General features: G+C 57.4%; 19 protein-coding genes. 9 read left to right on the top strand and 10 right to left on the bottom strand.

Features of this window, described 5'->3' with window-relative positions:
* Positions 1 to 82 precede the first annotated feature (82 nt).
* From hflD to AAGW23_RS12810, 4 genes are all read right to left on the bottom strand, one after another.
* On the bottom strand, positions 83 to 706 hold the full coding sequence (gene hflD / locus AAGW23_RS12825) for a high frequency lysogenization protein HflD (RefSeq protein ID WP_342406860.1): 624 nt from the start codon (positions 704 to 706) through the stop codon (positions 83 to 85).
* Positions 703 to 1,833 (bottom strand): tRNA 2-thiouridine(34) synthase MnmA, encoded by a 1,131-nt coding sequence (mnmA, locus tag AAGW23_RS12820; protein WP_342406859.1) that lies wholly within the window; start codon positions 1,831 to 1,833, stop codon positions 703 to 705. Before mnmA ends, hflD begins: the two co-directional genes overlap by 4 nt.
* Before the next feature lie 66 nt (positions 1,834 to 1,899).
* Positions 1,900 to 2,340 carry an NUDIX hydrolase gene (locus AAGW23_RS12815; protein WP_342406858.1) on the bottom strand — a complete coding sequence of 147 codons (441 nt, stop codon included), beginning with the start codon at positions 2,338 to 2,340 and terminating at the stop codon, positions 1,900 to 1,902.
* Positions 2,341 to 2,454: 114 nt separating this feature from the next.
* Positions 2,455 to 4,680 (bottom strand): NADP-dependent isocitrate dehydrogenase, encoded by a 2,226-nt coding sequence (locus AAGW23_RS12810; protein WP_342406857.1) that lies wholly within the window; start codon positions 4,678 to 4,680, stop codon positions 2,455 to 2,457.
* 366 nt (positions 4,681 to 5,046) lie between these two features.
* Between AAGW23_RS12810 and icd the strand changes: the two genes are divergently transcribed.
* Positions 5,047 to 6,303 (top strand): NADP-dependent isocitrate dehydrogenase, encoded by a 1,257-nt coding sequence (gene icd, locus AAGW23_RS12805; RefSeq protein WP_342406856.1) that lies wholly within the window; start codon positions 5,047 to 5,049, stop codon positions 6,301 to 6,303.
* Positions 6,304 to 6,360: 57 nt separating this feature from the next.
* Here icd and cspD read toward each other — a convergent pair whose 3' ends face one another.
* Complete coding sequence (gene cspD / locus AAGW23_RS12800; protein WP_342406855.1) at positions 6,361 to 6,618, bottom strand: cold shock domain-containing protein CspD; 258 nt, start codon at positions 6,616 to 6,618, stop codon at positions 6,361 to 6,363.
* A 213-nt stretch (positions 6,619 to 6,831) separates the two neighbouring features.
* Here cspD and clpS point away from each other — a divergent pair, with 213 nt between their 5' ends.
* Positions 6,832 to 7,194: an ATP-dependent Clp protease adapter ClpS gene (gene clpS, locus AAGW23_RS12795; RefSeq protein WP_102836338.1), complete on the top strand. Its 363-nt coding sequence runs from the start codon at positions 6,832 to 6,834 to the stop codon at positions 7,192 to 7,194.
* A 29-nt stretch (positions 7,195 to 7,223) separates the two neighbouring features.
* The gene (gene clpA, locus AAGW23_RS12790; protein WP_342406854.1) at positions 7,224 to 9,494 is read left to right on the top strand and encodes an ATP-dependent Clp protease ATP-binding subunit ClpA; all 2,271 of its coding nucleotides are present in this window, start codon (positions 7,224 to 7,226) and stop codon (positions 9,492 to 9,494) included.
* A gap of 193 nt (positions 9,495 to 9,687) precedes the next feature.
* On the opposite strand, the gene infA is transcribed toward clpA, so the two are convergent.
* From infA to trxB, 4 genes are all read right to left on the bottom strand, one after another.
* Positions 9,688 to 9,906: a translation initiation factor IF-1 gene (gene infA / locus AAGW23_RS12785; RefSeq protein WP_002553999.1), complete on the bottom strand. Its 219-nt coding sequence runs from the start codon at positions 9,904 to 9,906 to the stop codon at positions 9,688 to 9,690.
* A 99-nt stretch (positions 9,907 to 10,005) separates the two neighbouring features.
* Positions 10,006 to 10,713, bottom strand: a complete 708-nt coding sequence (locus AAGW23_RS12780) for an arginyltransferase (RefSeq protein ID WP_342406853.1) — start codon at positions 10,711 to 10,713, stop codon at positions 10,006 to 10,008.
* Between the two features lie 52 nt (positions 10,714 to 10,765).
* On the bottom strand, positions 10,766 to 11,446 hold the full coding sequence (gene aat / locus AAGW23_RS12775; RefSeq protein WP_342406932.1) for a leucyl/phenylalanyl-tRNA--protein transferase: 681 nt from the start codon (positions 11,444 to 11,446) through the stop codon (positions 10,766 to 10,768).
* 43 nt (positions 11,447 to 11,489) lie between these two features.
* The gene (gene trxB / locus AAGW23_RS12770; protein WP_342406852.1) at positions 11,490 to 12,437 is read right to left on the bottom strand and encodes a thioredoxin-disulfide reductase; all 948 of its coding nucleotides are present in this window, start codon (positions 12,435 to 12,437) and stop codon (positions 11,490 to 11,492) included.
* Positions 12,438 to 12,651: 214 nt separating this feature from the next.
* On the opposite strand from trxB, the gene ftsK reads away from it, so the two are divergent.
* The 6 genes from ftsK to cysG all read left to right on the top strand — a co-directional run bounded on the left by ftsK (position 12,652) and on the right by cysG (position 20,370).
* Positions 12,652 to 15,054 (top strand): DNA translocase FtsK, encoded by a 2,403-nt coding sequence (gene ftsK / locus AAGW23_RS12765; protein WP_342406851.1) that lies wholly within the window; start codon positions 12,652 to 12,654, stop codon positions 15,052 to 15,054.
* Between the two features lie 15 nt (positions 15,055 to 15,069).
* Positions 15,070 to 15,696, top strand: a complete 627-nt coding sequence (gene lolA / locus AAGW23_RS12760) for an outer membrane lipoprotein chaperone LolA (protein WP_342406850.1) — start codon at positions 15,070 to 15,072, stop codon at positions 15,694 to 15,696.
* A 75-nt stretch (positions 15,697 to 15,771) separates the two neighbouring features.
* The gene (locus tag AAGW23_RS12755) at positions 15,772 to 17,097 is read left to right on the top strand and encodes a replication-associated recombination protein A (protein WP_342406849.1); all 1,326 of its coding nucleotides are present in this window, start codon (positions 15,772 to 15,774) and stop codon (positions 17,095 to 17,097) included.
* A complete protein-coding gene (crcB, locus tag AAGW23_RS12750) occupies positions 17,094 to 17,468 on the top strand; it encodes a fluoride efflux transporter CrcB (RefSeq protein ID WP_342406848.1) in 375 nt (124 codons plus the stop codon). The genes AAGW23_RS12755 and crcB overlap by 4 nt, the downstream gene beginning before the upstream one ends.
* Before the next feature lie 72 nt (positions 17,469 to 17,540).
* Positions 17,541 to 18,821 carry a serine--tRNA ligase gene (gene serS / locus AAGW23_RS12745; RefSeq protein WP_342406847.1) on the top strand — a complete coding sequence of 427 codons (1,281 nt, stop codon included), beginning with the start codon at positions 17,541 to 17,543 and terminating at the stop codon, positions 18,819 to 18,821.
* 151 nt (positions 18,822 to 18,972) lie between these two features.
* On the top strand, positions 18,973 to 20,370 hold the full coding sequence (gene cysG / locus AAGW23_RS12740; RefSeq protein WP_342406846.1) for a siroheme synthase CysG: 1,398 nt from the start codon (positions 18,973 to 18,975) through the stop codon (positions 20,368 to 20,370).
* A 30-nt stretch (positions 20,371 to 20,400) separates the two neighbouring features.
* On the opposite strand, the gene AAGW23_RS12735 is transcribed toward cysG, so the two are convergent.
* Entirely contained in the window at positions 20,401 to 21,399 is a 999-nt protein-coding gene (locus AAGW23_RS12735; protein ID WP_342406845.1) for a glutathione S-transferase family protein, read from the bottom strand.
* Positions 21,400 to 21,477: the final 78 nt, after the last annotated feature.

The raw sequence follows: 21,477 nt of genomic DNA, 5'->3' as shown, positions 1-21,477 counted from the left end.
AAAAGAGGGCGCAGATTATACATGAAAGCGAAGGGCAGACTGCTGCAGTGGCGACATTGCTTGCCGAGCAACTTGCTGTGGCCTATTCCGATCGAAGCATTGGGTAGAGCTCATCGAGCAGCTTGCGCCGGCTGAATACCATCTGCCAACGGTGCCCGCCAAGCTGCCGCCAGAGCCGCGCTGAACGTATTCCCGCCAGCAGAAGCGCGCGGATCTTAGCGGCGTTGTCGCTCTGCTGAAGGTGGCGCATATCGCCTTGGACCTGAATGCGTTGGCGAAATGTGCTGAGCGTATCCTGATACAGCCCGCCAAATGACGCGATCACGTTTTCGTGCGTCAGACCAAAGTGGTCGGCCTGCTGCTGTATCTGGTCCAGGCGATTGCCGATCACCTGTAACAGGTCTCTACGTTTATCCAGTTGCCGTTCCAGGCCTATCATCGCCAGCGCATAGCGCAGTGGCTCGCGTTGCAGACTGCTGGTATCTCGTTCCAGTGCGCCAACTAGGGCTCGATAGCCCTCCCGAAGGTTCAAGTCATCGCCGCCATAGATTTCCAGAGCAGGCTTGTCTTCTCGAACCAATAGGCTGCCTAGCAGGTTTGCCAAGGCAGCGTTTGGTACCTGGCCGGTTCGGGCTATTCGATCAACCAGTGCCGCAGCTTCGAATACAGCGCCGAGGGCAACGAGCTGTTCCTGTCGCGGCGTCATGGGCGGGCTCCAGCGAACCAGGGCTCTGCAGTTTCGATCACGCCGCCACCGAGGCAGACCTCGCCGTCATAGAACACCACGGACTGGCCAGGCGTTACCGCGCGTTGCGGCTCCTCGAAGACCGCACGATAGCCGTTATCGGTCTGCTCCAGCGTGCAGGTCTGGTCGCTTTGGCGGTAGCGAACCTTGGCTGAGAGTCGCAAGGGTGCGGACACTTCGATCGGATTGACCCAGAAAATTTCCGACACCAGCAGGGCGCGAGAAAACAGCCAGGGGTGATCATTGCCCTGTCCTACTACCAGAACGTTGCGCTCAAGATCTTTGTTCAAAACATACCAGGGCTCGTCGCTGGCATCCTTAAGTCCGCCAATTCCCAAACCCTGTCGCTGGCCAATGGTGTGATACATGAGGCCGTGATGGCGCCCAATGATCTCGCCTTCAACGGTCTCGATGTCGCCCGGCTGAGCAGGCAGGTATTGCTTGAGAAAGTCGCTGAACCGGCGCTCGCCAATGAAGCAGATTCCTGTCGAGTCCTTCTTTTTTGCCGTCGCCAAGCCGTGTTTTGCGGCAACTTCCCGGACCGCCGGCTTTTCTAGCTCGCCTACCGGAAACAGTGTTTTGCCTAGCTGCTCGCTGCCCACGGCATGAAGGAAATAGCTTTGATCCTTATTGGGGTCTAGCCCCTTGAGTAGCTCGCTGCGCCCGTTGATGTCGCGGCGTCGTACATAGTGCCCGGTGGCAATCAGATCGGCTCCGAGCGCAAGGGCGTAATCAAGAAAGGCCTTGAACTTGATTTCGCGGTTGCAAAGTATGTCCGGATTCGGTGTCCTTCCGGCTTTGTACTCCGCAAGAAAGTGCTCGAACACATTGTCCCAGTACTCAGCGGCAAAGTTCGCTGTGTGCAGTTTGATGCCGATCTGGTCGCAGACGGCCTGAGCATCGGCGAGATCTTCCCGAGCAGTGCAGTACTCGGTGCCGTCATCTTCTTCCCAGTTCTTCATGAACAGGCCTTCGACCTGATATCCCTGTTCAAGCAAAAGCAGGGCGGAAACCGAGGAGTCGACGCCGCCGGACATGCCGACGATGACGCGCAGGTTTTCGGGGGCAATGAGCGGTGAATCAGGCATAAAGACTCAGGATTAACTGCAAAAAATCAATTCTAACAGGCCGGCATAGCCAGCGGTTAGGGGCGATCAGTCACGGATGACCGCGAGGTCGTGGGTCGGGCCAGTCAAGTAGTCATCAATACAGCGAAGAATCAGCTCGCTGCGCCAGCGTTCTGGTTGCCGGGCCAGTTCGTCTCGGGTCAACCAGAGGGCGGCGACAATGCCGGTGTCGAGCTCGCGCTGTGGGTCATGGCGAACCGGCGAGGCCGAGAAGCAGACGCGCTGGTAGGTCACGCCATTGCTTGGGGCAGTGTAAAGGTAGATGCCCACCACGCCATCAAGCTCGACTTCCCAGCCGGTTTCCTCAAGGGTTTCGCGTACCGCTGCCTGGCGTAATGTCTCGTCGGGCTCTAGGTGTCCCGCCGGTTGGTTGAGTACCAATCGACCGCCTTTTGACTCCTCGACCATTAGGAAGCGGCCATCGGCTTCGACAATCGTCGCCACGGTGATGTGTGGGTGCCAGGTCATTTTTGGCCTCTGCTTTTTTTCGAGCTTCGATGGCTGCGCAGTGGATGCGCCCAAAAAAAGAAACCCCGGCTTAGCGCCAGGGTTTTTTTCATGCATCTGTAACAACAGTCCTGATCAAGCCAGGGCGGCGAGCGCAGCGTTGAACGTTGCGCTAGGGCGCATCGCCTTGCTGGTTAGCTCGGGGTTGGAGCGATAGTAGCCACCAATGTCGACTGGCTTACCCTGCACCTCGGCCAGCTCAGCAAGAATGGCTTCTTCGTTATCCTGTAACTGCTTAGCCAGGGGGGCGAAGTTGGCTTGCAGGTCGGCGTCTTCGGTTTGTGCTGCTAGCTCCTGTGCCCAGTACAGCGCCAAATAGAAGTGGCTGCCGCGGTTGTCCAGTTCGCCGGTGCGGCGAGACGGGGACTTGTTGTTGTCGAGCAGTTTACCCGTAGCAGCGTCAAGGGTCTTGCCAAGTAGCTTGGCTTTGACGTTGTCGGTTTTGATTCCGGTCTCTTCCAGCGATACGGCCAGCGCCAGGAATTCGCCCAGCGAGTCCCAGCGCAGATGGTTTTCTTCGATCAGCTGCTGGACGTGCTTGGGTGCAGAGCCACCGGCACCGGTTTCGTACATGCCGCCACCGGCCATAAGAGGGACGATAGACAGCATCTTCGCTGAGGTCCCGAGTTCCATGATCGGGAACAAGTCGGTCAGGTAATCGCGCAGCACGTTGCCGGTCACGGAGATGGTGTCCTGGCCGCGAATCAGGCGTTCCATGCTGACGCGGATGGCTTCGTTATAGCCCATCATGCGGATGTCGAGGCCGGTCAGGTCATGGTCCTGCAGGTAGGTTTCAACCTTCTTCTGCAGCTCGCGATCGTGAGCGCGCTCTGGGTCAAGCCAGAAGATCGCCGGCGTGTCCGATTGGCGCGCGCGGGTCACGGCCAGCTTGACCCAGTCGCGAATCGGTGCGTCTTTGGTCTGGCAAGCGCGCCAGATGTCGCCTTTCTCCACCGGGTGCTGCATCAGTACGGTGCCATTGGCCAACACGACACGCATGATGCCGTCCGCTTGCATCTCGAAGGTCTTGTCGTGAGAGCCGTACTCTTCGGCCTTTTGTGCCATCAGGCCGACGTTCGGTACGCTGCCCATGGTCACAGGATCAAAGGCGCCGTTGGTTTTGCAGAAGTTGATCATCTCCTGGTAGATGCGAGCATAGGTGCTCTCCGGCATCACCGCTTTGGTGTCTTTCTGCTTTCCGTCTTTGCCCCACATCTGACCCGAATTGCGGATCATGGCGGGCATGGAGGCGTCGACAATCACATCACTCGGGATGTGCAGGTTGGTGATGCCTTTGACAGAGTCAACCATCGCCATTTCAGGACGCTCGGCATAGCAGGCGTGGATGTCGTGAAGGATCTCTTCCTGCTGGGAGTCGGGCAGCGACTTGATCTTGTCGTAGACGCTGCTGATCCCATTGTTCGGGTTGACGCCCAGCTCCTTGAACAGCTCGCCGTATTTGTCAAAAACGTCCTTGTAGTAAACGCTAACCGCATGGCCAAATACGATCGGATGCGAGATTTTCATCATGGTCGCCTTGACGTGCAGGGACCACATGACGCCGGTTTCTTTGCAATCCTGCAGCGTTTGCTCGAAAAATTCGCGCAGCTTGTTGCAGCTCATGAACATGCCGTCGAGCACTTCGCCTTCTTGTAGGGCGAGCTGCTTCTTGACCTCGACGTTACCATCCTTGCCGACAAACTCGATGCGCACATCGCCGGCTGCTTCCATGGTGATGGATTGTTCGCTGGAGAAGAAATCGCCGCCGCGCATGTAGTCCGCATGCGACTGCGACGCCTTGCTCCACTTGCCCATAGAGTGCGGGTGCTTGCGAGCGAAGGCTTTAACGGCCGCTGGTGCGCGCCGATCAGAGTTTCCTTCTCGCAAGACGGGGTTTACCGCGCTGCCGAGCACCTTGCCGTAGCGTGCGCGCACTTCCTTGTCCGCTTCTGTTTGCGGATCTTCTGGAAAGTTGGGGAGGTTATAGCCCAAGGCTTGCAGTTCGGCGATAGCCGCCTTGAGCTGAGGTACGGAGGCGCTGATGTTGGGCAGCTTGATGATGTTGGCGTCCGGCTGGTTCGTCAGCTCGGCAAGCTTGGCCAGGTCATCATCTACCGCTTTGTCGGCATCCAACTGATCAGCAAAGCTTGCAAGAATGCGCCCTGCGAGAGAGATGTCACGTGTTTCGACAGCTATGTCAGCGGAGGCGGCAAAGGCTTCTACAATGGGCAGAAGCGAGTAGGTGGCCAGCGCCGGGGCTTCGTCGGTGAAGGTGTAGATAATCTTCGAGCGGGTGGACATGTAGAGTTGACTCTCTCTTGCTGAGCGTGCACAGAAACTCGAAGTGCGCAGGTAGGCGCCTGGCTGCGTCAGCCGTGCCAGTCTCGAGGTTCGCCGCGATGATGTTGGATGCAGCACCACTGGAGTGTTGAGTGTTTGATCCGACCAGCTGCGGTTGGCAGCCTGGCGGTACAGAGACAAAGATCTCGTCAAAGATCGGCTGTCTCTCATGACTCGTTAGTCACCTAAGCAGTATATCACCGACCCTCGTTGTCAAAGAATGCCCTGGCCATACGACGAATGAACATATGGTTCTGGCCATTTCAACTGGGTTACTCTTCGAAGATGACCACTGTTTAATGTTTAACCACAAAAACGGAGTCCAGCATGGGATACCAAAAGATCCAGGTGCCTGCCAGCGGTGACAAAATCACCGTCAATACCGATAACACCCTGAACGTACCCAACAATCCGATCATTCCTTATATCGAGGGCGACGGTATTGGCGTGGACATCAGCCCAGTGATGATCAAGGTCGTAGATGCGGCCGTAGAAAAAGCCTACGGCGGTGAGCGCAAGATTGCCTGGATGGAGATCTATGCAGGTGAGAAGGCGACGCAGGTGTATGACCAGGACACCTGGCTACCCAAGGAAACCCTGGATGTAGTGCGTGATTTTGTGGTGTCAATCAAGGGGCCGCTGACCACTCCGGTCGGGGGCGGCATTCGCTCGTTGAACGTCGCGCTGCGTCAGGAGCTTGATCTTTATGTATGTCAGCGTCCGGTTCGCTGGTTTACCGGTGTGCCCAGCCCAGTGAAGAAGCCTGCCGATGTGGACATGGTCATCTTCCGCGAGAACTCAGAAGACATCTACGCGGGCGTAGAGTGGAAGGCCGGTTCCCCTGAGTGCGAAAAGGTCATCAAGTTTCTAACTGAAGAAATGGGCGTCAAGAAGATCCGCTTTACTGAAAACTGCGGTATCGGTATCAAGCCGGTTTCGCTGGAAGGGACCAAGCGGCTGGTGCGTAAGGCATTGCAGTATGCAGTTGACAATGACCGTAGCTCGGTCACCTTGGTGCACAAGGGCAACATCATGAAGTTCACCGAAGGCGCATTCAAGGAGTGGGGCTACGAGGTGGCACGCGACGAGTTCGGTGCAGAGTTGCTGGACGGTGGCCCGTGGATGCAATTCAAGAATCCCACCACAGGTAAGAATATCGTCGTCAAGGACGCCATTGCTGATGCAATGCTCCAGCAGATCCTGCTGCGTCCCGCCGAGTACGACGTTATTGCAACCCTTAATTTGAACGGTGACTACCTCTCCGATGCGTTGGCAGCGGAAGTAGGCGGCATCGGTATCGCGCCGGGCGCCAATCTCTCGGATACGGTTGCCATGTTTGAGGCCACGCACGGCACGGCGCCAAAGTACGCGGGTCAGGACAAAGTCAACCCGGGGTCGCTGATCCTTTCGGCGGAAATGATGCTGCGTCACATGGGGTGGCTGGAAGCTGCGGATCTGATTATCAAGGCGACCGAAAGCGCTATCGCTGCCAAGACAGTAACTTATGACTTCGAGCGCCTGATGGACGGCGCGAAGCTTATGTCCTGCTCTGAATTTGGCGACTCCATGATCTCCCACATGTAATTGTTCGGGAGAAACACAAAAAGGCCGATCAATGATCGGCCTTTTTGTTGCCTAGCGTCAGGCGTCTACGGTCGAGTCCTGAGAGGCAGGCGCAACTGCCTCCGCATTGGTTTGCAGCGACCGTATGTTGGTTGCGTGTAGGCCCTTGGGACCTTGCAGTATGTCGAACATGACCGCTTGCCCAGCTTTCAGAGTTCTGTACCCTTCCATTTGAATGGCCGAGTAGTGGGCGAACAGGTCCTCATCGCCGCCGTCTGCTACGATAAACCCGTAGCCTTTAGCGTTGTTGAACCACTTGACCTTACCGCTTAGCATGCTGTTATCCCTCTGCAAAGGAGTCCATCACTGGAGTAACATCCATTTCATTCCGCGCTGATGCAGCACATGGCCCACATGCGCAGCCCGTTGCCGTTGTGGCACATACTGTTTGTATCATCGTTTTGCCGATAGTCAAGGCGACTCGTCAGGTGGCTGTGAAGCCCTTCTATTTACCCGGCCTCGGCGCCCCGATCTAGAACTGTTATACGCATGCGTGCATTTCCCAAGATTCGACTAACATTCAATCAGGATCGTCCGAAGCCGTCGGACGACGATTCTTCTGGCCTGGCGGTCGAAGAAGCCAAGCCGCAACTGAAGGCACCACCGATGTTCAAAGTTGTCATGTTTAATGATGACTACACGCCGATGGATTTCGTCGTGGAGGTGCTCGAGGGAATTTTCAATCACAATCGGGAGCTGGCCACCAAGATCATGCTGGCGGTTCATACCGAAGGGCGGGCCGTTTGTGGCGTCTATACGCGCGACGTCGCTGAAACCAAAGCAATGCAGGTCAATCAATATGCAAGGGAATGCCAGCATCCGTTGCTTTGTGAGATCGAGAAGGACGGTTAAACCCGACTGCTGGGTAAGAGGTGAAAGCTATGTTGAACCGTGAGCTCGAAGTCACTCTGAATCTGGCTTTCAAGGAGGCACGTACCAAGCGTCATGAGTTCATGACGGTTGAGCACCTTCTGCTAGCCCTGCTGGACAATGAAGCGGCCGCAACGGTTTTGCGCGCCTGCGGAGCCAGCCTCGATAAACTGCGTCATGACCTTCAGGAATTTATTGACTCTACTACACCATTGATCCCGCAACATGATGACGAGCGCGAAACCCAGCCAACGTTGGGCTTTCAGCGGGTACTGCAGCGAGCGGTCTTCCATGTCCAGAGTTCGGGTAAGCGTGAAGTTACAGGGGCCAATGTGCTGGTTGCGATCTTCAGTGAGCAGGAAAGCCAGGCGGTATTCCTGCTAAAACAGCAGAACGTGGCTCGCATTGACGTCGTCAACTACATCGCTCATGGCATTTCCAAGGTGCCGGGTAACAATGGCAATCCTGATAGCGATGCGGAAATGCAGGATGAGGAGGGTGGCGAATCCTCCACTGCGGGCAACCCACTCGATGCTTATGCAAGCAACCTGAATGATCTGGCTCGTCAGGGACGCATCGATCCGTTAGTCGGCCGTGAGCATGAAGTTGAGCGAGTTGCTCAGATTCTTGCTCGTCGTCGCAAGAATAATCCGTTGCTGGTCGGTGAGGCTGGGGTAGGTAAAACTGCGATTGCTGAAGGGCTTGCCAAGCGCATCGTCGACAATCAGGTGCCCGAGCTGCTCGCCAATAGCGTGGTTTACTCGCTCGATCTTGGGGCTCTGTTGGCCGGTACGAAGTATCGGGGGGATTTCGAAAAGCGCTTTAAAGCGCTCTTGAACGAGCTTCGCAAGCGTCCGCAGGCTGTGCTGTTCATTGATGAAATTCACACCATTATCGGGGCTGGGGCCGCCTCGGGTGGTGTAATGGATGCGTCAAATCTACTTAAGCCGCTGCTGTCATCTGGTGAGATTCGCTGTATTGGGTCCACCACTTTCCAGGAATTCCGTGGCATCTTCGAAAAGGATCGTGCGCTCGCGCGTCGCTTCCAGAAGGTCGATGTTTCAGAGCCTTCCGTTGATGACACAATCGGTATCCTGAGAGGTTTGAAGGGTCGCTTCGAACAGCACCACAATATTGAGTATAGTGACGAATCGCTTCGCGCTGCAGCCGAGCTCGCCGCTCGGTACATCAATGACCGGCATATGCCGGATAAGGCAATCGATGTAATTGATGAGGCGGGCGCATATCAGCGTCTTCAGCCTGAACACAAGCGCGTCTCACGGATAGATGTCGAGCAGGTAGAAGACATTGTCGCGAAGATTGCGCGCATCCCCCCGAAGCATGTGAGCACCTCAGACAAAGAGCTGTTACGCAATCTGGAACGCGACCTGAAGCTGACCGTATTCGGTCAAGATGATGCTATCGATTCGCTGTCCACGGCGATCAAGCTATCGCGTGCGGGGCTGAAGGCTCCAGATAAGCCGGTAGGCTCGTTCCTCTTCGCCGGTCCTACCGGGGTCGGTAAGACGGAAGCAGCTCGGCAACTTGCGCGGGCGCTCGGCATAGAGCTTGTTCGCTTCGACATGTCTGAGTACATGGAGCGTCATACCGTGTCTCGGCTTATCGGTGCGCCGCCAGGCTACGTTGGCTTTGATCAGGGCGGGTTGTTGACGGAGGCGATCACCAAGCAGCCGCACTGCGTCCTCCTCCTAGATGAGATCGAGAAGGCACATCCAGAAGTCTTCAATCTGCTTTTGCAGGTTATGGATCATGGCACGCTGACGGACAACAACGGCCGCAAGGCTGACTTCCGTAACGTCATTATCATCATGACGACCAATGCCGGAGCGGAAACTGCGGCGAGGGCTTCGATTGGCTTTACTCATCAAGATCACGCTTCAGACGCGATGGAAGTGATCAAGAAGAGCTTCACTCCGGAGTTCCGGAACCGCCTGGACACGATCATCCAGTTTGGTCGCCTCAGTCACGAGGTTATCAAGAGCATCGTCGACAAATTCCTCATTGAGCTGCAGACGCAGCTTGAGGATAAGCACGTCACGCTTGAGGTGTCGGATGCGGCGCGGGGTTGGTTGGCCGAGCGTGGCTATGATGTGCAAATGGGCGCGCGGCCAATGGCTCGTCTGATCCAGGACAAAATCAAGCGCCCGCTGGCGGAGGAGATTTTGTTCGGGGAGCTGGCTGAGCATGGTGGCGTGGTACACATCGACATACGTGATGGAGAACCGTACTTCGACTTCGAAACTTCTGTCGAGTTGGCCTAGCGCATTGATGCGCCGAAACAGAAACGCCCGGCATCGCCGGGCGTTTCTGTTGATGGCTGCAGGGGAGGCGTATACCCCAGAGAAGCGCGGCGCTGTGCTTGCCGATGCCTGAATCGAATGAGTTGGATCCTCGCGTTGCGCGAGCACAAACAAAAAAGCCCGGTCGATGCCGGGCGTTCATGCTCGCGTCCTGTCAGCGGGCGCGGTAAGTGATGCGGCCTTTGCTCAGGTCGTAAGGCGTAAGTTCAACGCGAACCTTGTCACCGGTAAGAATCCGGATGTAATTCTTGCGCATCTTTCCGGAGATGTGCGCAGTAACGACGTGCCCATTTTCCAACTCCACACGAAACATGGTGTTGGGCAGGGTGTCGACGACAGTACCTTCCATTTCGAAGCTGTCTTCTTTCGACATTCAGTAAAGCCCTCGGTGTCCAATGATAGACCCGGTGCGAAGAATGCCCGGGTAAAAGCGGCAAGTATTGTGCCTGAAAGGGGCCCGAGAGCCAAGGGTTCAGGTTAGGGTTATCCAGCGTTGGTTAACCAACAGCTCGATTGGTCGGTATTCGGTCTTGTAGCTCATCTTGCGGCAGTTTTTGATCCAATAGCCCAGGTAGATCGCTTTCAGGCCAAGTCGGGCTGCCTCAGCGACTTGCCAGAGAATCGCAAAGCGGCCCAGGCTGCGACGTTCCTCGCAGGGGTCGTAAAAGGTGTAAACAGCGGACAGGCCGTTGGGCAGGAGGTCAGTCACAGCCAGGGCAAGCAGGCGTCCTTCCAGGCGAAACTCATAGAATCGAGAAAAGGGCAGATCGCGAACCAGAAAGGTATGAAACTGATCTCGGCTTGGCGGGTACATATCGCCGTCAGCATGGCGCTGTTCAATATAGCTTGCGTAGAGCGCGTAGTACTCTTCGGTGAATGAAGGGCGCACGTCGGTGACGGTAAGATCGGCGTTGCGCTTGATGATGCGTTTCTGCTGGCGATTGAGCTGCAAACCGTCGGCGGGTATTCGTGCTGGAATACAAGCGGTGCAGCGTTGACAGTGGGGGCGGTAGAGATGATCACCACTGCGACGAAAGCCCATCTCGGACAGCTCTGCGTACACCTGTACATCCATTGGCTGGCTGGGATCTAGGAAGAGCGTAGTGGCCTGTTCGTCGGGCAGATAACTGCAGGCGTGAGGCTGGGTTGCGTAGAACTTGAGACGAGCCAGTGAAGTCATGGTCAGCTCTCGAAAATCTTGAAATCAGTGTAGGTCAGCTTGGCTTCATCGACTAGGATTCCCATCGGGCCGTACTGGGGGCATCCAGATAGTGGGCGAGCGTTTTGGCGAAGGTCTGGCGTGGTATGGGTCTCGCGCCAAAACTGGCTAGGTGTTGCGTGTGCATCTGGCAGTCAATCAATTTGAATCCCCAGTCGCGGAGACGTTCCACTAGTGTCACGAATCCCGCTTTGGATGCGTCGGTCGTTCGACTGAACATTGATTCGCCGAAGAATAGTCGACCCATTGCCAGGCCATAGAGGCCTCCCACCAACCGTTCGTCTTGCCAGACTTCAACAGAGTGAGCGATGCCGAGCTGATGCAGCTCCAGATAGGCCTCTTGCATCGGTAGGGTGATCCAGGTGCCGTCGGCGTAGTTCCGTGGTCCGGCACAGCCTTCAAGGACGTCTCTAAACGCTGTGTCGAAGGTGATGCTGAATGCACCTTGCCGCAATTTCTTGCCGAGGCTGCGTGAGACATGCAGCTCTTCGGGGTAGAGGACGGTTCGTGGGTCGGGTGACCACCAGAGCAGTGGTTGTCCTTCCTGGTACCAGGGAAAGCAGCCGTGACGGTAGGCCGCTAGTAAACGCTCAGGCGAGAGATCGCCTCCTGCAGCGAGAAGCCCATTGGGATCGCGCATGGCTTTTTCGAGCGGGGGGAACGACAGGTCGTCGCGCTGCAGCCAGGTCAGCATATTGATAGTCACGGGGCGGATGGTGCATCCGCCCGTAGAAGGTTTACAGGTCGAGATATTTTTCAGCATCGAGCGCGGCCATGCAGCCGGCGCCAGCCGAAGTGATCGCCTGTCGATAAACGTGATCGGCTACATCGCCTGCAGCAAACACGCCTGGGATAGTAGTGCTCGTCGCATCTCCCTCATTGCCGCCCTTAATCATGAGGTAGCCGTCTTTCATCTCGAGTTGGCCTTGGAAAAGGTCCGTGTTGGGCTTGTGTCCGATAGCGATGAAAACGCCTGCCAGTTCGAGCTTCTGCTCTTCGCCGGACTCGGTGCTCTTCAGTCTCACTCCGGTTACACCGCTTGCATCGCCCAGTACCTCTTCAAGCGTGTGGTTCCAGTGCAGGCGAATGTCGCCATTGGCTGCCTTCTCCATGATCTTGTCCTGCAAAATCTTCTCGGAGCGCAGCTTGTCGCGGCGGTGGATCAGATGCACTTCCTTGGCAATGTTTGAGAGGTACAGCGCTTCTTCCACAGCGGTGTTGCCGCCACCGATTACCGCCACGACCTGGTTACGGTAAAAGAAACCGTCACAGGTGGCGCATGCCGACACGCCTCGTCCGGCGAACGCTTCCTCTGAGGGCAGGCCGAGATACTGGGCTGAAGCGCCGGTTGCGATGATTAATGCGTCACAGCTGTAGGTTGCGCTGTCGCCCTTGAGGATAAAGGGCTTTTGCTGCAGTTCGGCGGTGTGGATGTGATCAAAGACCACTTCGGTGTCGAAGCGCTCTGCGTGTTTCTGCATGCGCTCCATCAATGCTGGGCCAGTCAGGCCTTCGACGTCTCCAGGCCAATTGTCGACCTCAGTGGTGGTGGTCAGCTGGCCGCCAGGCTGAATGCCGGTGATCATCACCGGTTTCAGGTTGGCCCGGGCTGCGTATACGGCGGCGGTATAACCGGCCGGGCCCGAGCCGAGGATGATCAGACGTGAATGCTTGACTTCATTCATAAAAAGCCCTCATAAGCCTTTGTTGCCAATGGAGAAGCGTGCTCCAGTCGAGTCACGCTTAAAAAACTGGCGTTTATGCTACACCGAAGCACGGACAAAAGCCCAAGCCGGCACGGAACCGGCAATGCCATCGAATCGACAAACCCGTACAATGTGCAAGTTCAGGCAGATTACGGTTCATAGAGCGCGCCGCGGGCGCAGGAAATAAAGCGTTTTGAAGAATACCTCCTCTACCGCGCCAGCTTCCGTCTGGCGCCAGCAGCTGCACTACCGTCTCAAAGAGGGTGCACTGATCGCGCTCGGCGCGCTGTGTGCTTACCTTTGGATGGCACTGCTTACTTACGATCCCTCCGATCCTGGTTGGACGCATACCAGCAATGTCCAGCAGGTCCAGAACGCCGCCGGCCGCGCTGGCGCCTGGTTTGCCGACGTGCTGTTCATGGCGCTTGGCTACTTTGCTTTCCTGTTTCCGTTGTTGCTAGGCGTCAAGACCTGGCAGGTCTTTCGTGCGCGTCACCAACCCTGGAGCTGGAATGGGTGGCTGTTTTCCTGGCGTTTGATCGGGCTAGTCTTTCTGATTCTTTCCGGATCCGCACTTGCCTATATCCACTTCCAGTTTGCAGATGGTCTACCTGCGTCGGCTGGTGGGGCGTTGGGCGAAAGCCTGGGCCAGCTCGCAGAGGCAGCGCTTAATGTCCAGGGCAGCACGTTGCTGCTGCTGGCATTCTTTCTATTTGGCTTAACGGTATTTACGGACCTTTCATGGTTCAAAGTGATGGACCTGACAGGCAAGATCACCCTCGACCTGGTGGAACTGATTCAGAGTTTTTTCAGCCGCTGGTGGTCCGCTCGTAACGAGCGTAAGCAGATTGTTGCGCAGCTGCGCGAAGCCGACGATGTGGTCAACGACGTCGCCAGCTCGCTCTCGGATCAGCGGGAGCGGGCCAAGGTCAAGGAGCGCCTACTGGAGCGCGAAGAGTCTTTGAGCAAGCACATGAGCGAGCGTGACAAGCGACCGCCTCCCGTGATTCCTCCCGCCGCACCGCAAAAGCCGGTTGAGCAAAGCAAGCGTGTGCAAAAGGAGAAGCAGGCCAACCTGTTCGTCGATCCGCTGATCGAAGGCAGCGTGCCTCCATTGTCGCTACTGGACGTGGCGGAAAAGCAGCAGAAACAGTACTCGCCGGAATCGCTTGAGGCCATGTCGCGGCTGCTGGAAATCAAACTGAAAGAGTTCGGGGTAGAGGTCATTGTCGAGTCAGTTCACCCTGGCCCGGTGATCACGCGTTTCGAAATCCAGCCGGCCGCGGGGGTCAAGGTCAGCCGCATCTCCAACCTGGCGAAGGACCTTGCGCGCTCGCTGGCCGTGATCAGCGTGCGCGTGGTTGAGGTGATTCCAGGCAAGACCACCGTCGGTATCGAGATTCCTAACGAGGATCGCCAGATAGTACGCTTCTCCGAGGTCCTCTCGTCGGCGCCCTACGATGATGCCAAATCGCCCGTCACTATCGCCCTCGGCCATGATATTGGTGGCAAGCCGGTTATCGCCGACCTAGCGAAAATGCCCCACCTGCTGGTTGCCGGTACCACAGGTTCAGGTAAGTCGGTCGGTGTGAACGCGATGATCCTGTCGATCCTTTTCAAGTCGACGCCGGAAGATGCGCGGTTGATCATGATCGACCCGAAGATGCTCGAATTGTCGATCTACGAAGGCATCCCGCACCTGCTGTGCCCGGTCGTGACTGACATGAAGGAAGCCGCTAACGCGCTGCGCTGGAGCGTCGCCGAAATGGAGCGGCGCTATAAGCTGATGGCGGCCATGGGCGTGCGTAACCTGGCAGGGTTCAACCGTAAGGTGAAAGATGCGGAGGAGGCCGGTACGCCACTGACCGACCCGCTGTATCGCCGCGAAAGCATGGAAGATGAAGCGCCGCTGCTGAAGAAACTGCCGACCATCGTGGTTGTGGTGGACGAATTCGCCGACATGATGATGATCGTCGGCAAGAAGGTTGAGGAGTTGATTGCGCGCATTGCCCAAAAGGCGCGGGCTGCGGGCATTCACTTGATCCTGGCGACCCAGCGGCCCTCGGTGGACGTCATCACGGGTTTGATCAAAGCCAACATTCCGACTCGTATGGCGTTCCAGGTGTCGAGCAAGATCGACTCGCGGACCATTCTAGACCAGGGGGGCGCCGAGCAGTTGCTCGGGCATGGCGACATGCTTTATCTGCCGCCGGGCACCGGTTTGCCGATTCGCGTCCATGGTGCGTTCGTTTCCGATGAAGAGGTACACCGAGTGGTTGAAGCCTGGAAGGCTCGCGGTGCGCCTGATTACATCGAAGAAATTCTGGTGGGTGTTGAAGAGTCCGGTAGCGGCTTCGATGGCGGCGGAAGCGAAGGCGGGGGTGAGAACAGTGAAGACGATCCGCTTTACGATGAGGCGGTACGCTTTGTAACCGAAAGCCGCCGTGCATCGATTTCTGCCGTTCAGCGCAAGCTCAAGATCGGCTACAACCGCGCCGCGCGGATGATCGAAGCCATGGAAATGGCGGGCGTGGTGACATCAATGAACACTAACGGCTCGCGCGAAGTGCTCGCGCCGCCTCCTACCCGCGACTAGTTCGCCGAGGGCTTCATGCAATTGATTCGTGCATTGTTTGCATCCGCTCTGCTGATTACCCTGGCTCCGGCTCATGCTGACCAGGCGGCTTCTGTACAGCGCCTGACGGGCCTGCTGCAGAAGGCCGAGACCCTGACCGGCCGGTTTTCTCAACTGTCTCTGGATGGCACTGGAACCCAGCTGCAGGAGACTTCGGGCGAAATGTCGCTTAAGCGCCCGGGCCAGTTTCGCTGGCACACAGATGAGCCGATGGAGCAGTTGCTGGTTTCCAACGGCAAGAAGGTCTGGCTGTACGATCCGGATCTGGAACAAGTCACCATCCAGGCGCTCGATCAGCGGCTGACGCATACCCCTGCATTACTGTTGTCGGGTGATGTCTCGGCAATCAACGAGAATTTCGAGGTGTCGCACCAAGAGGCGGGCGAAGTGGTTGATTTCACGCTCAAGCCGAAAGCCAAGGACACGCTGTTCGACAGCCTTCGTTTGTCTTTCCGCAGTGGAGTGATCAACGACATGCAAATGGTTGACGGCGTTGGTCAGCGCACCAATATCCTGTTTCAGGGCGTCAAGTTGAACCAGCCACTCAAGGCTGACCTGTTTACCTTTGAAGTACCGGAAGGGGCTGACGTCATTTCCGAGTAACAGCTGCTCGCCATTCCGTTTACCAATGCGGCCTGCTTCCCTGCAGGCCGTTTGCATCAGAGGCTTCCGTCGCCGATGGACCTGTTCAGTCGTGACCCTGTCGCCCAACCCCTTGCAGCACGCCTGCGCGCCGCCAGCCTGGATGAATATGTCGGGCAGGAGCACCTGTTGGCGCGTGGCAAGCCGTTGCGCGAGGCCCTCGAGCAGGGCGCCTTGCACTCGATGGTGTTCTGGGGGCCGCCTGGAGTTGGCAAGACAACACTGGCCCGGTTGTTGGCGAAAGTCTCGGACGCCCATTTTGAAACCGTCTCGGCAGTGCTAGCCGGTGTGAAAGAGATCCGGCAAGCAGTCGAGATTGCTAAACAGCAGGCGGCCCAGTACGGACGACGTACGATTCTTTTCGTCGACGAAGTCCACCGCTTCAACAAGTCCCAGCAGGATGCGTTCCTCCCGTATGTCGAAGATGGCACGCTGATATTTATTGGTGCGACTACAGAAAACCCGTCGTTCGAGCTGAACAACGCGCTGCTCTCTCGCGCACGCGTTTATGTACTCAAGAGCCTCGATGAAGCGGCACTGCGAAGACTTGTCACCCGCGCCTTGACCGAACCGAAAGGCCTTGGTGATTTACATCTGAGCCTGCCGGACGAGAGCTTTCAGATCCTGATGGCGGCCGCGGATGGCGATGGGCGACGGTTGCTGAATCTGCTGGAAAACGCTTCCGATCTGGCGGAAGAAGGCGGCAAGATCAGCGTCGAACTGCTACAGGACCTGTTGGGCGACAGCCGTCGGCGCTTCGATAAAGGCGGCGAAGCTTTTTACGACCAGATCTCTGCGCTGCACAAATCGGTGCGCGGATCGAACCCGGATGCCTCGCTGTATTGGTTTTCCCGAATGATCGACGGTGGCTGCGACCCGTTGTACATCGCTCGCCGAGTGGTGCGCATGGCCAGTGAAGAGGTCGGGAATGCCGACCCACGAGCGCTGAGCCTGTGTCTATCGGCCTGGGATGTGCAAGAGCGGTTGGGCAGCCCTGAAGGTGAGCTGGCGGTGGCGCAGGCGATTGTCTATCTCGCGTGTGCGCCCAAGAGCAATGCCGTCTACAGCGCCTTCAATGCGGCCATGCGTGACGTGCGCGAGAACGGTTCACAAGAGGTTCCGTTGCACTTGCGCAATGCGCCAACCCGCCTGATGAAGGAACTGGGTTACGGCAACGAATACCGCTACGCACACGATGAACCTGAGGCGTACGCCGCTGGCGAAGACTACTTCCCGGAAGCCATTGAGCCGAGGCACTACTACCATCCGGTACCTCGGGGACTGGAAAGCAAGATTCGCGAGAAGCTCGAGCATCTGACGCGGCTTGATCGGCAAAGCCCGCGCCAACGGAGAAAGACATGATTCGCATGGCACTGGCTGTAGTTGCTGGCGGGGTTGTCGGGACGCTGATCCGGTTCGGTGTTTCAACCTGGGTTTCTGTTCAGTGGCCCAAGCATTTCTACCTGGCGACCTTGGCGGTCAATGTGCTCGGTTGCCTGCTCATTGGCTATCTCTACGCGTCGTTTCTGCAGCGCCCAGATCTATCGCCGGAGCTACGCGGCGGTTTGATCATTGGTTTTCTCGGTGCCTTGACCACCTTTTCCAGCTTTTCTCTCGATGGGTTGCGTTTGCTGGAGAGCGGTCAGGCTGCGACGGCGTTGAGTTATATCGGCGTAAGCGTATTCGGTGGTCTGTTGGCTGCCTGGGCCGGGCTGGCGCTCGCGCGGTTATGAACCTGGCACATATCGCAGTAAACTCCTGTTCCTCTTCGCCTTTCCTCAAAGCTTTCATAGACGAGACCCACCATGCTTGATTCGAAACTGGTACGCACACAGCTGCAAGACGTGGCCGAGCGCCTCGCCACCCGCGGCTATCAGCTGGACGTGGCGCGTATCGAGGCACTGGAAGCCCAGCGCAAAACCGTGCAGACCCGTACCGAGCAACTTCAGGCTGAGCGCAACGCTCGCTCCAAGTCCATTGGCCATGCCAAGCAGCGTGGTGAAGACATCGCGCCGCTGCTTGCCGATGTCGACCGTATGGGCTCCGAGCTGGAAGCCGGAAAGGCCGAACTGGAGAACATCCAGAGCGAACTCGATCAACTGATGCTCAGCCTGCCGAACCTGCCGCATGAGTCGGTTCCTGTCGGCAAGGATGAAGATGGGAACGTTGAAGTGCGTCGCTGGAGCACGCCCACGGTGTTCGAGTTCGAGGTCAAGGACCACGTCGCGCTGGGTGAGCAACACGGTTGGCTGGACTTCGAGACGGCTGCCAAGCTGTCCGGCGCGCGCTTTGCGCTGATGCGCGGTCCGATTGCTCGCCTGCACCGTGCGTTGGCGCAGTTCATGCTCGATCTACATACCCGCGAGCACGGCTATGAAGAGGCCTACACGCCATATCTGGTCCAGGCGCCGGCGCTGCAGGGCACCGGGCAGCTGCCCAAGTTCGAGGAAGACCTGTTCAAGATCAGCCGTGAGAACGAAGCTGATCTCTACTTGATTCCAACCGCTGAGGTCTCGCTGACCAATATCGTGGCTGGTGAAATTCTTGATGCCAAACACCTACCGCTGAAGTTCGTGGCTCATACCCCGTGCTTCCGCAGCGAGGCAGGCGCGTCGGGCCGCGACACGCGCGGGATGATTCGCCAGCATCAGTTCGACAAGGTTGAGATGGTTCAGATCGTCGAGCCGAGTCAGTCACTCGAAGCGCTCGAAGGCCTCACAGCGAATGCCGAGAAAGTGCTTCAGCTTCTCGAGCTGCCTTACCGGGTTTTGTCCCTGTGCACGGGCGACATGGGCTTTAGCGCCGTCAAGACCTACGACCTGGAGGTATGGGTTCCAAGCCAGGACAAATATCGTGAAATCTCCTCTTGCTCCAGCTGCGGTGACTTCCAGGCCCGTCGCATGCAGGCGCGCTACCGCAACCCCGAAACCGGTAAGCCTGAACTGGTGCATACCTTGAACGGCTCCGGCCTAGCCGTCGGCCGCACGCTGGTTGCCGTGCTGGAAAACTACCAGCAGGCCGACGGCACTATCCGCGTACCGGAAGCGCTCAAGCCATACATGGGCGGGATTGAACTAATCGGTTGATTCGGCGAGGACTGCTTCGGCGGGCTAAAGCTTCGAGCTCGCTGCCGGCCGATAATCAACAGCTCGTCCGGCCTCCTTGATTCTCGACAAGGGCTGTCTTTGCCGTAGTGGTTGAGATGGCCCTATCTCACTATGTCATCAGGACTTGCCCATGGATTTTCTGCCGCTTTTTCACAATCTGAAGGGCCGCACAGTATTGGTTGTCGGCGGCGGTGAGATTGCGCTGCGCAAGGCGCGGTTATTGTCAGAAGCAGGTGCAATGCTGCGCGTGGTTGCTCCAGAAATAGCAGCAGAGCTGAGTGAGTTGGTTGCGGAGGGTGGTGGTCAGACCCTGGTCCGCGGTTACCTCTCCAGCGATCTGTCAGGCTGTGTGCTGGCCATTGCGGCGACTGATGATGAACCGTTGAACGCGCAGGTTTCTGAAGATGCCAAGGCGCTTGGCATGCCCGTCAACGTGGTGGACTCGCCTCAGTTGTGCACGGTGATCTTTCCTGCAATCGTCGATCGCTCTCCATTGATGATTGCCGTCTCAAGCGGTGGTGACGCACCGGTGCTGGCCCGACTCATGCGCGCGCGCATCGAAACCTGGGTGCCCTCGGTTTATGGCGAGCTGGCCGGTCTGGCGAAAAAATTCCGCGGGCAGGTCAAAGCGAAGTTCGCCAACGTGCAACAGCGGCGTGTTTTCTGGGAGGAGGTCTTCCAAGGCGATGTCGCGGAGCGAGCATTGGCAGGACAGCAGCAGGAAGCTGAGCGACTGTTGGTCGAGAAGCTTTCCGGTGCCGAGCCAAAAAGCCTTGGAGAGGTGTATTTGGTCGGCGCAGGCCCCGGTGATCCTGACCTGCTGACGTTCCGCGCCCTGCGTTTGATGCAGCAAGCCGACGTGGTGCTCTATGACCGTCTCGTCGCGCCAGCGATTCTCGATCTGTGCCGCCGTGATGCTGATCGTATCTATGTCGGGAAGCAGCGCGCCGCGCATGCGGTGCCGCAAGACCAGATCAACCAGTTGCTGGTGACATTGGCCAAAGAAGGCAAGCGCGTGCTGCGCCTCAAAGGAGGCGATCCGTTCATCTTTGGCCGCGGTGGTGAAGAAATCGAGGAGCTGGCAGAGCACGACGTACCGTTCCAGGTGGTTCCCGGCATCACGGCAGCCAGTGGTTGCGCCGCCTATGCCGGCATTCCCTTGACGCATCGCGATCACGCACAGTCGGTGCGCTTTGTGACCGGGCACCTAAAGGATGGCAGCTGCGATCTGCCGTGGTCGGAGCTCGTGGCGCCCAGTCAGACGCTGGTGTTTTACATGGGACTGGTCGGGCTGCCGGTCATCTGCCAGCAGTTGATTGCCCATGGTCGAGCCGCCGATACGCCTGCAGCATTGGTTCAACAGGGCACTACGGTGAACCAGCGAGTCTTCACCGGAACGCTTGCAGATCTGGCCGAGCGGGTCGCGAGTGAGCAGGTCCAAGCGCCTACGTTGGTTATCGTCGGCGAAGTTGTGCAGTTGCGCGAGAAACTCGCGTGGTTCGAGGACGCTCAGAACCGCGACAGATGATCTGTTCGCGGAATGCAGGCAGCCAAGCGATTACCGCGACCAGATGCCTTTGCCGGTCATACGTTCGCGATCATGTGTGCGGTGTAGCGCCAGTTCTGGGCCCTTCGGTACGAGGCCGTTGGCGTTGATGTGGCGATGACTGGCGTAGTAGTGATGCTTGATATGGTTGAAGTCGACCGTATCGGCAATGCCTGGCCATTGATAGAGCTCCCGAAGCCAGTGCGAAAGGTTCGGGTAGTCTTCGATACGCCGCAGGTTGCACTTGAAATGACCATGGTAGACCGCATCGAAGCGAATAATCGTGGTGAAGAGTCGCCAATCGGCTTCGGTCAGGTATTCGCCAGTCAGGTAGCGTCTTTCACCGAGGCGCTGCTCCAGCCAGTCGAGTTCCATAAATACTTCATCGAATGCTGCCTCGTAGGCTTTTTGCGTCGAAGCGAAGCCTGCCCGGTAAACACCGTTGTTGATGTGCGGATAGATGCGCTCATTGAGTGAGTCAATCTCGGCACGTAGCGGCTCCGGGTAGAGGTCCAGCGTCGAACCGGTCAGCTCATCGAAGGCAGTATTGAAGATTCGGATCAGCTCGGCGGACTCGTTATTAACGATACGCTGCTGCTCCCGGTCCCACAGGACGGGAACTGTCACGCGGCCGGTGTAATCCTTATCGTCCGCGGTATAGCGCTGATGCAGGTAGGTCAGCCCGTCCAGTGCATCGCCGGTGGAGCCTTTCTCCCTGTCGAACGTCCAGCCGTGTTCGGCCATGAGCCAGCTGACTACCGAAACATCAATGAGCGACTCGAGTCCTTTGAGCTTGCGGTAGATCAGGGTTCGGTGGGCCCAGGGGCAGGCCAGCGACACATAGAGATGATAGCGACCGGCCTGCGCTTGGACGGCGGCGCGGTTATCCGGACCAGGCGAGCCGTCCGCAGTAATCCAGTCTCGCCGTTGGGCTTGCTCTCGCTGGAATTCACCGTCTTTGCTGTTCTCGTACCAGCGGTCTTGCCACTGTCCGTCCACCAAAAGTCCCATGCTTGCCTCCTAGTTTCGAGTTGGAAACAGTGTAGGTGGCACGGTTCGATGGATCAGTCGTAATCACAGGTCAAATCA

Origin of the sequence: Stutzerimonas chloritidismutans (genome assembly GCF_038562055.1) — a bacterium.
In the GTDB taxonomy this organism is placed as follows: Bacteria; Pseudomonadota; Gammaproteobacteria; order Pseudomonadales; family Pseudomonadaceae; genus Stutzerimonas; species Stutzerimonas chloritidismutans_A.
The sequence above is the reverse complement of the archived record's forward strand: the minus strand, read 5'-3'. Positions and strand labels throughout refer to the sequence as shown.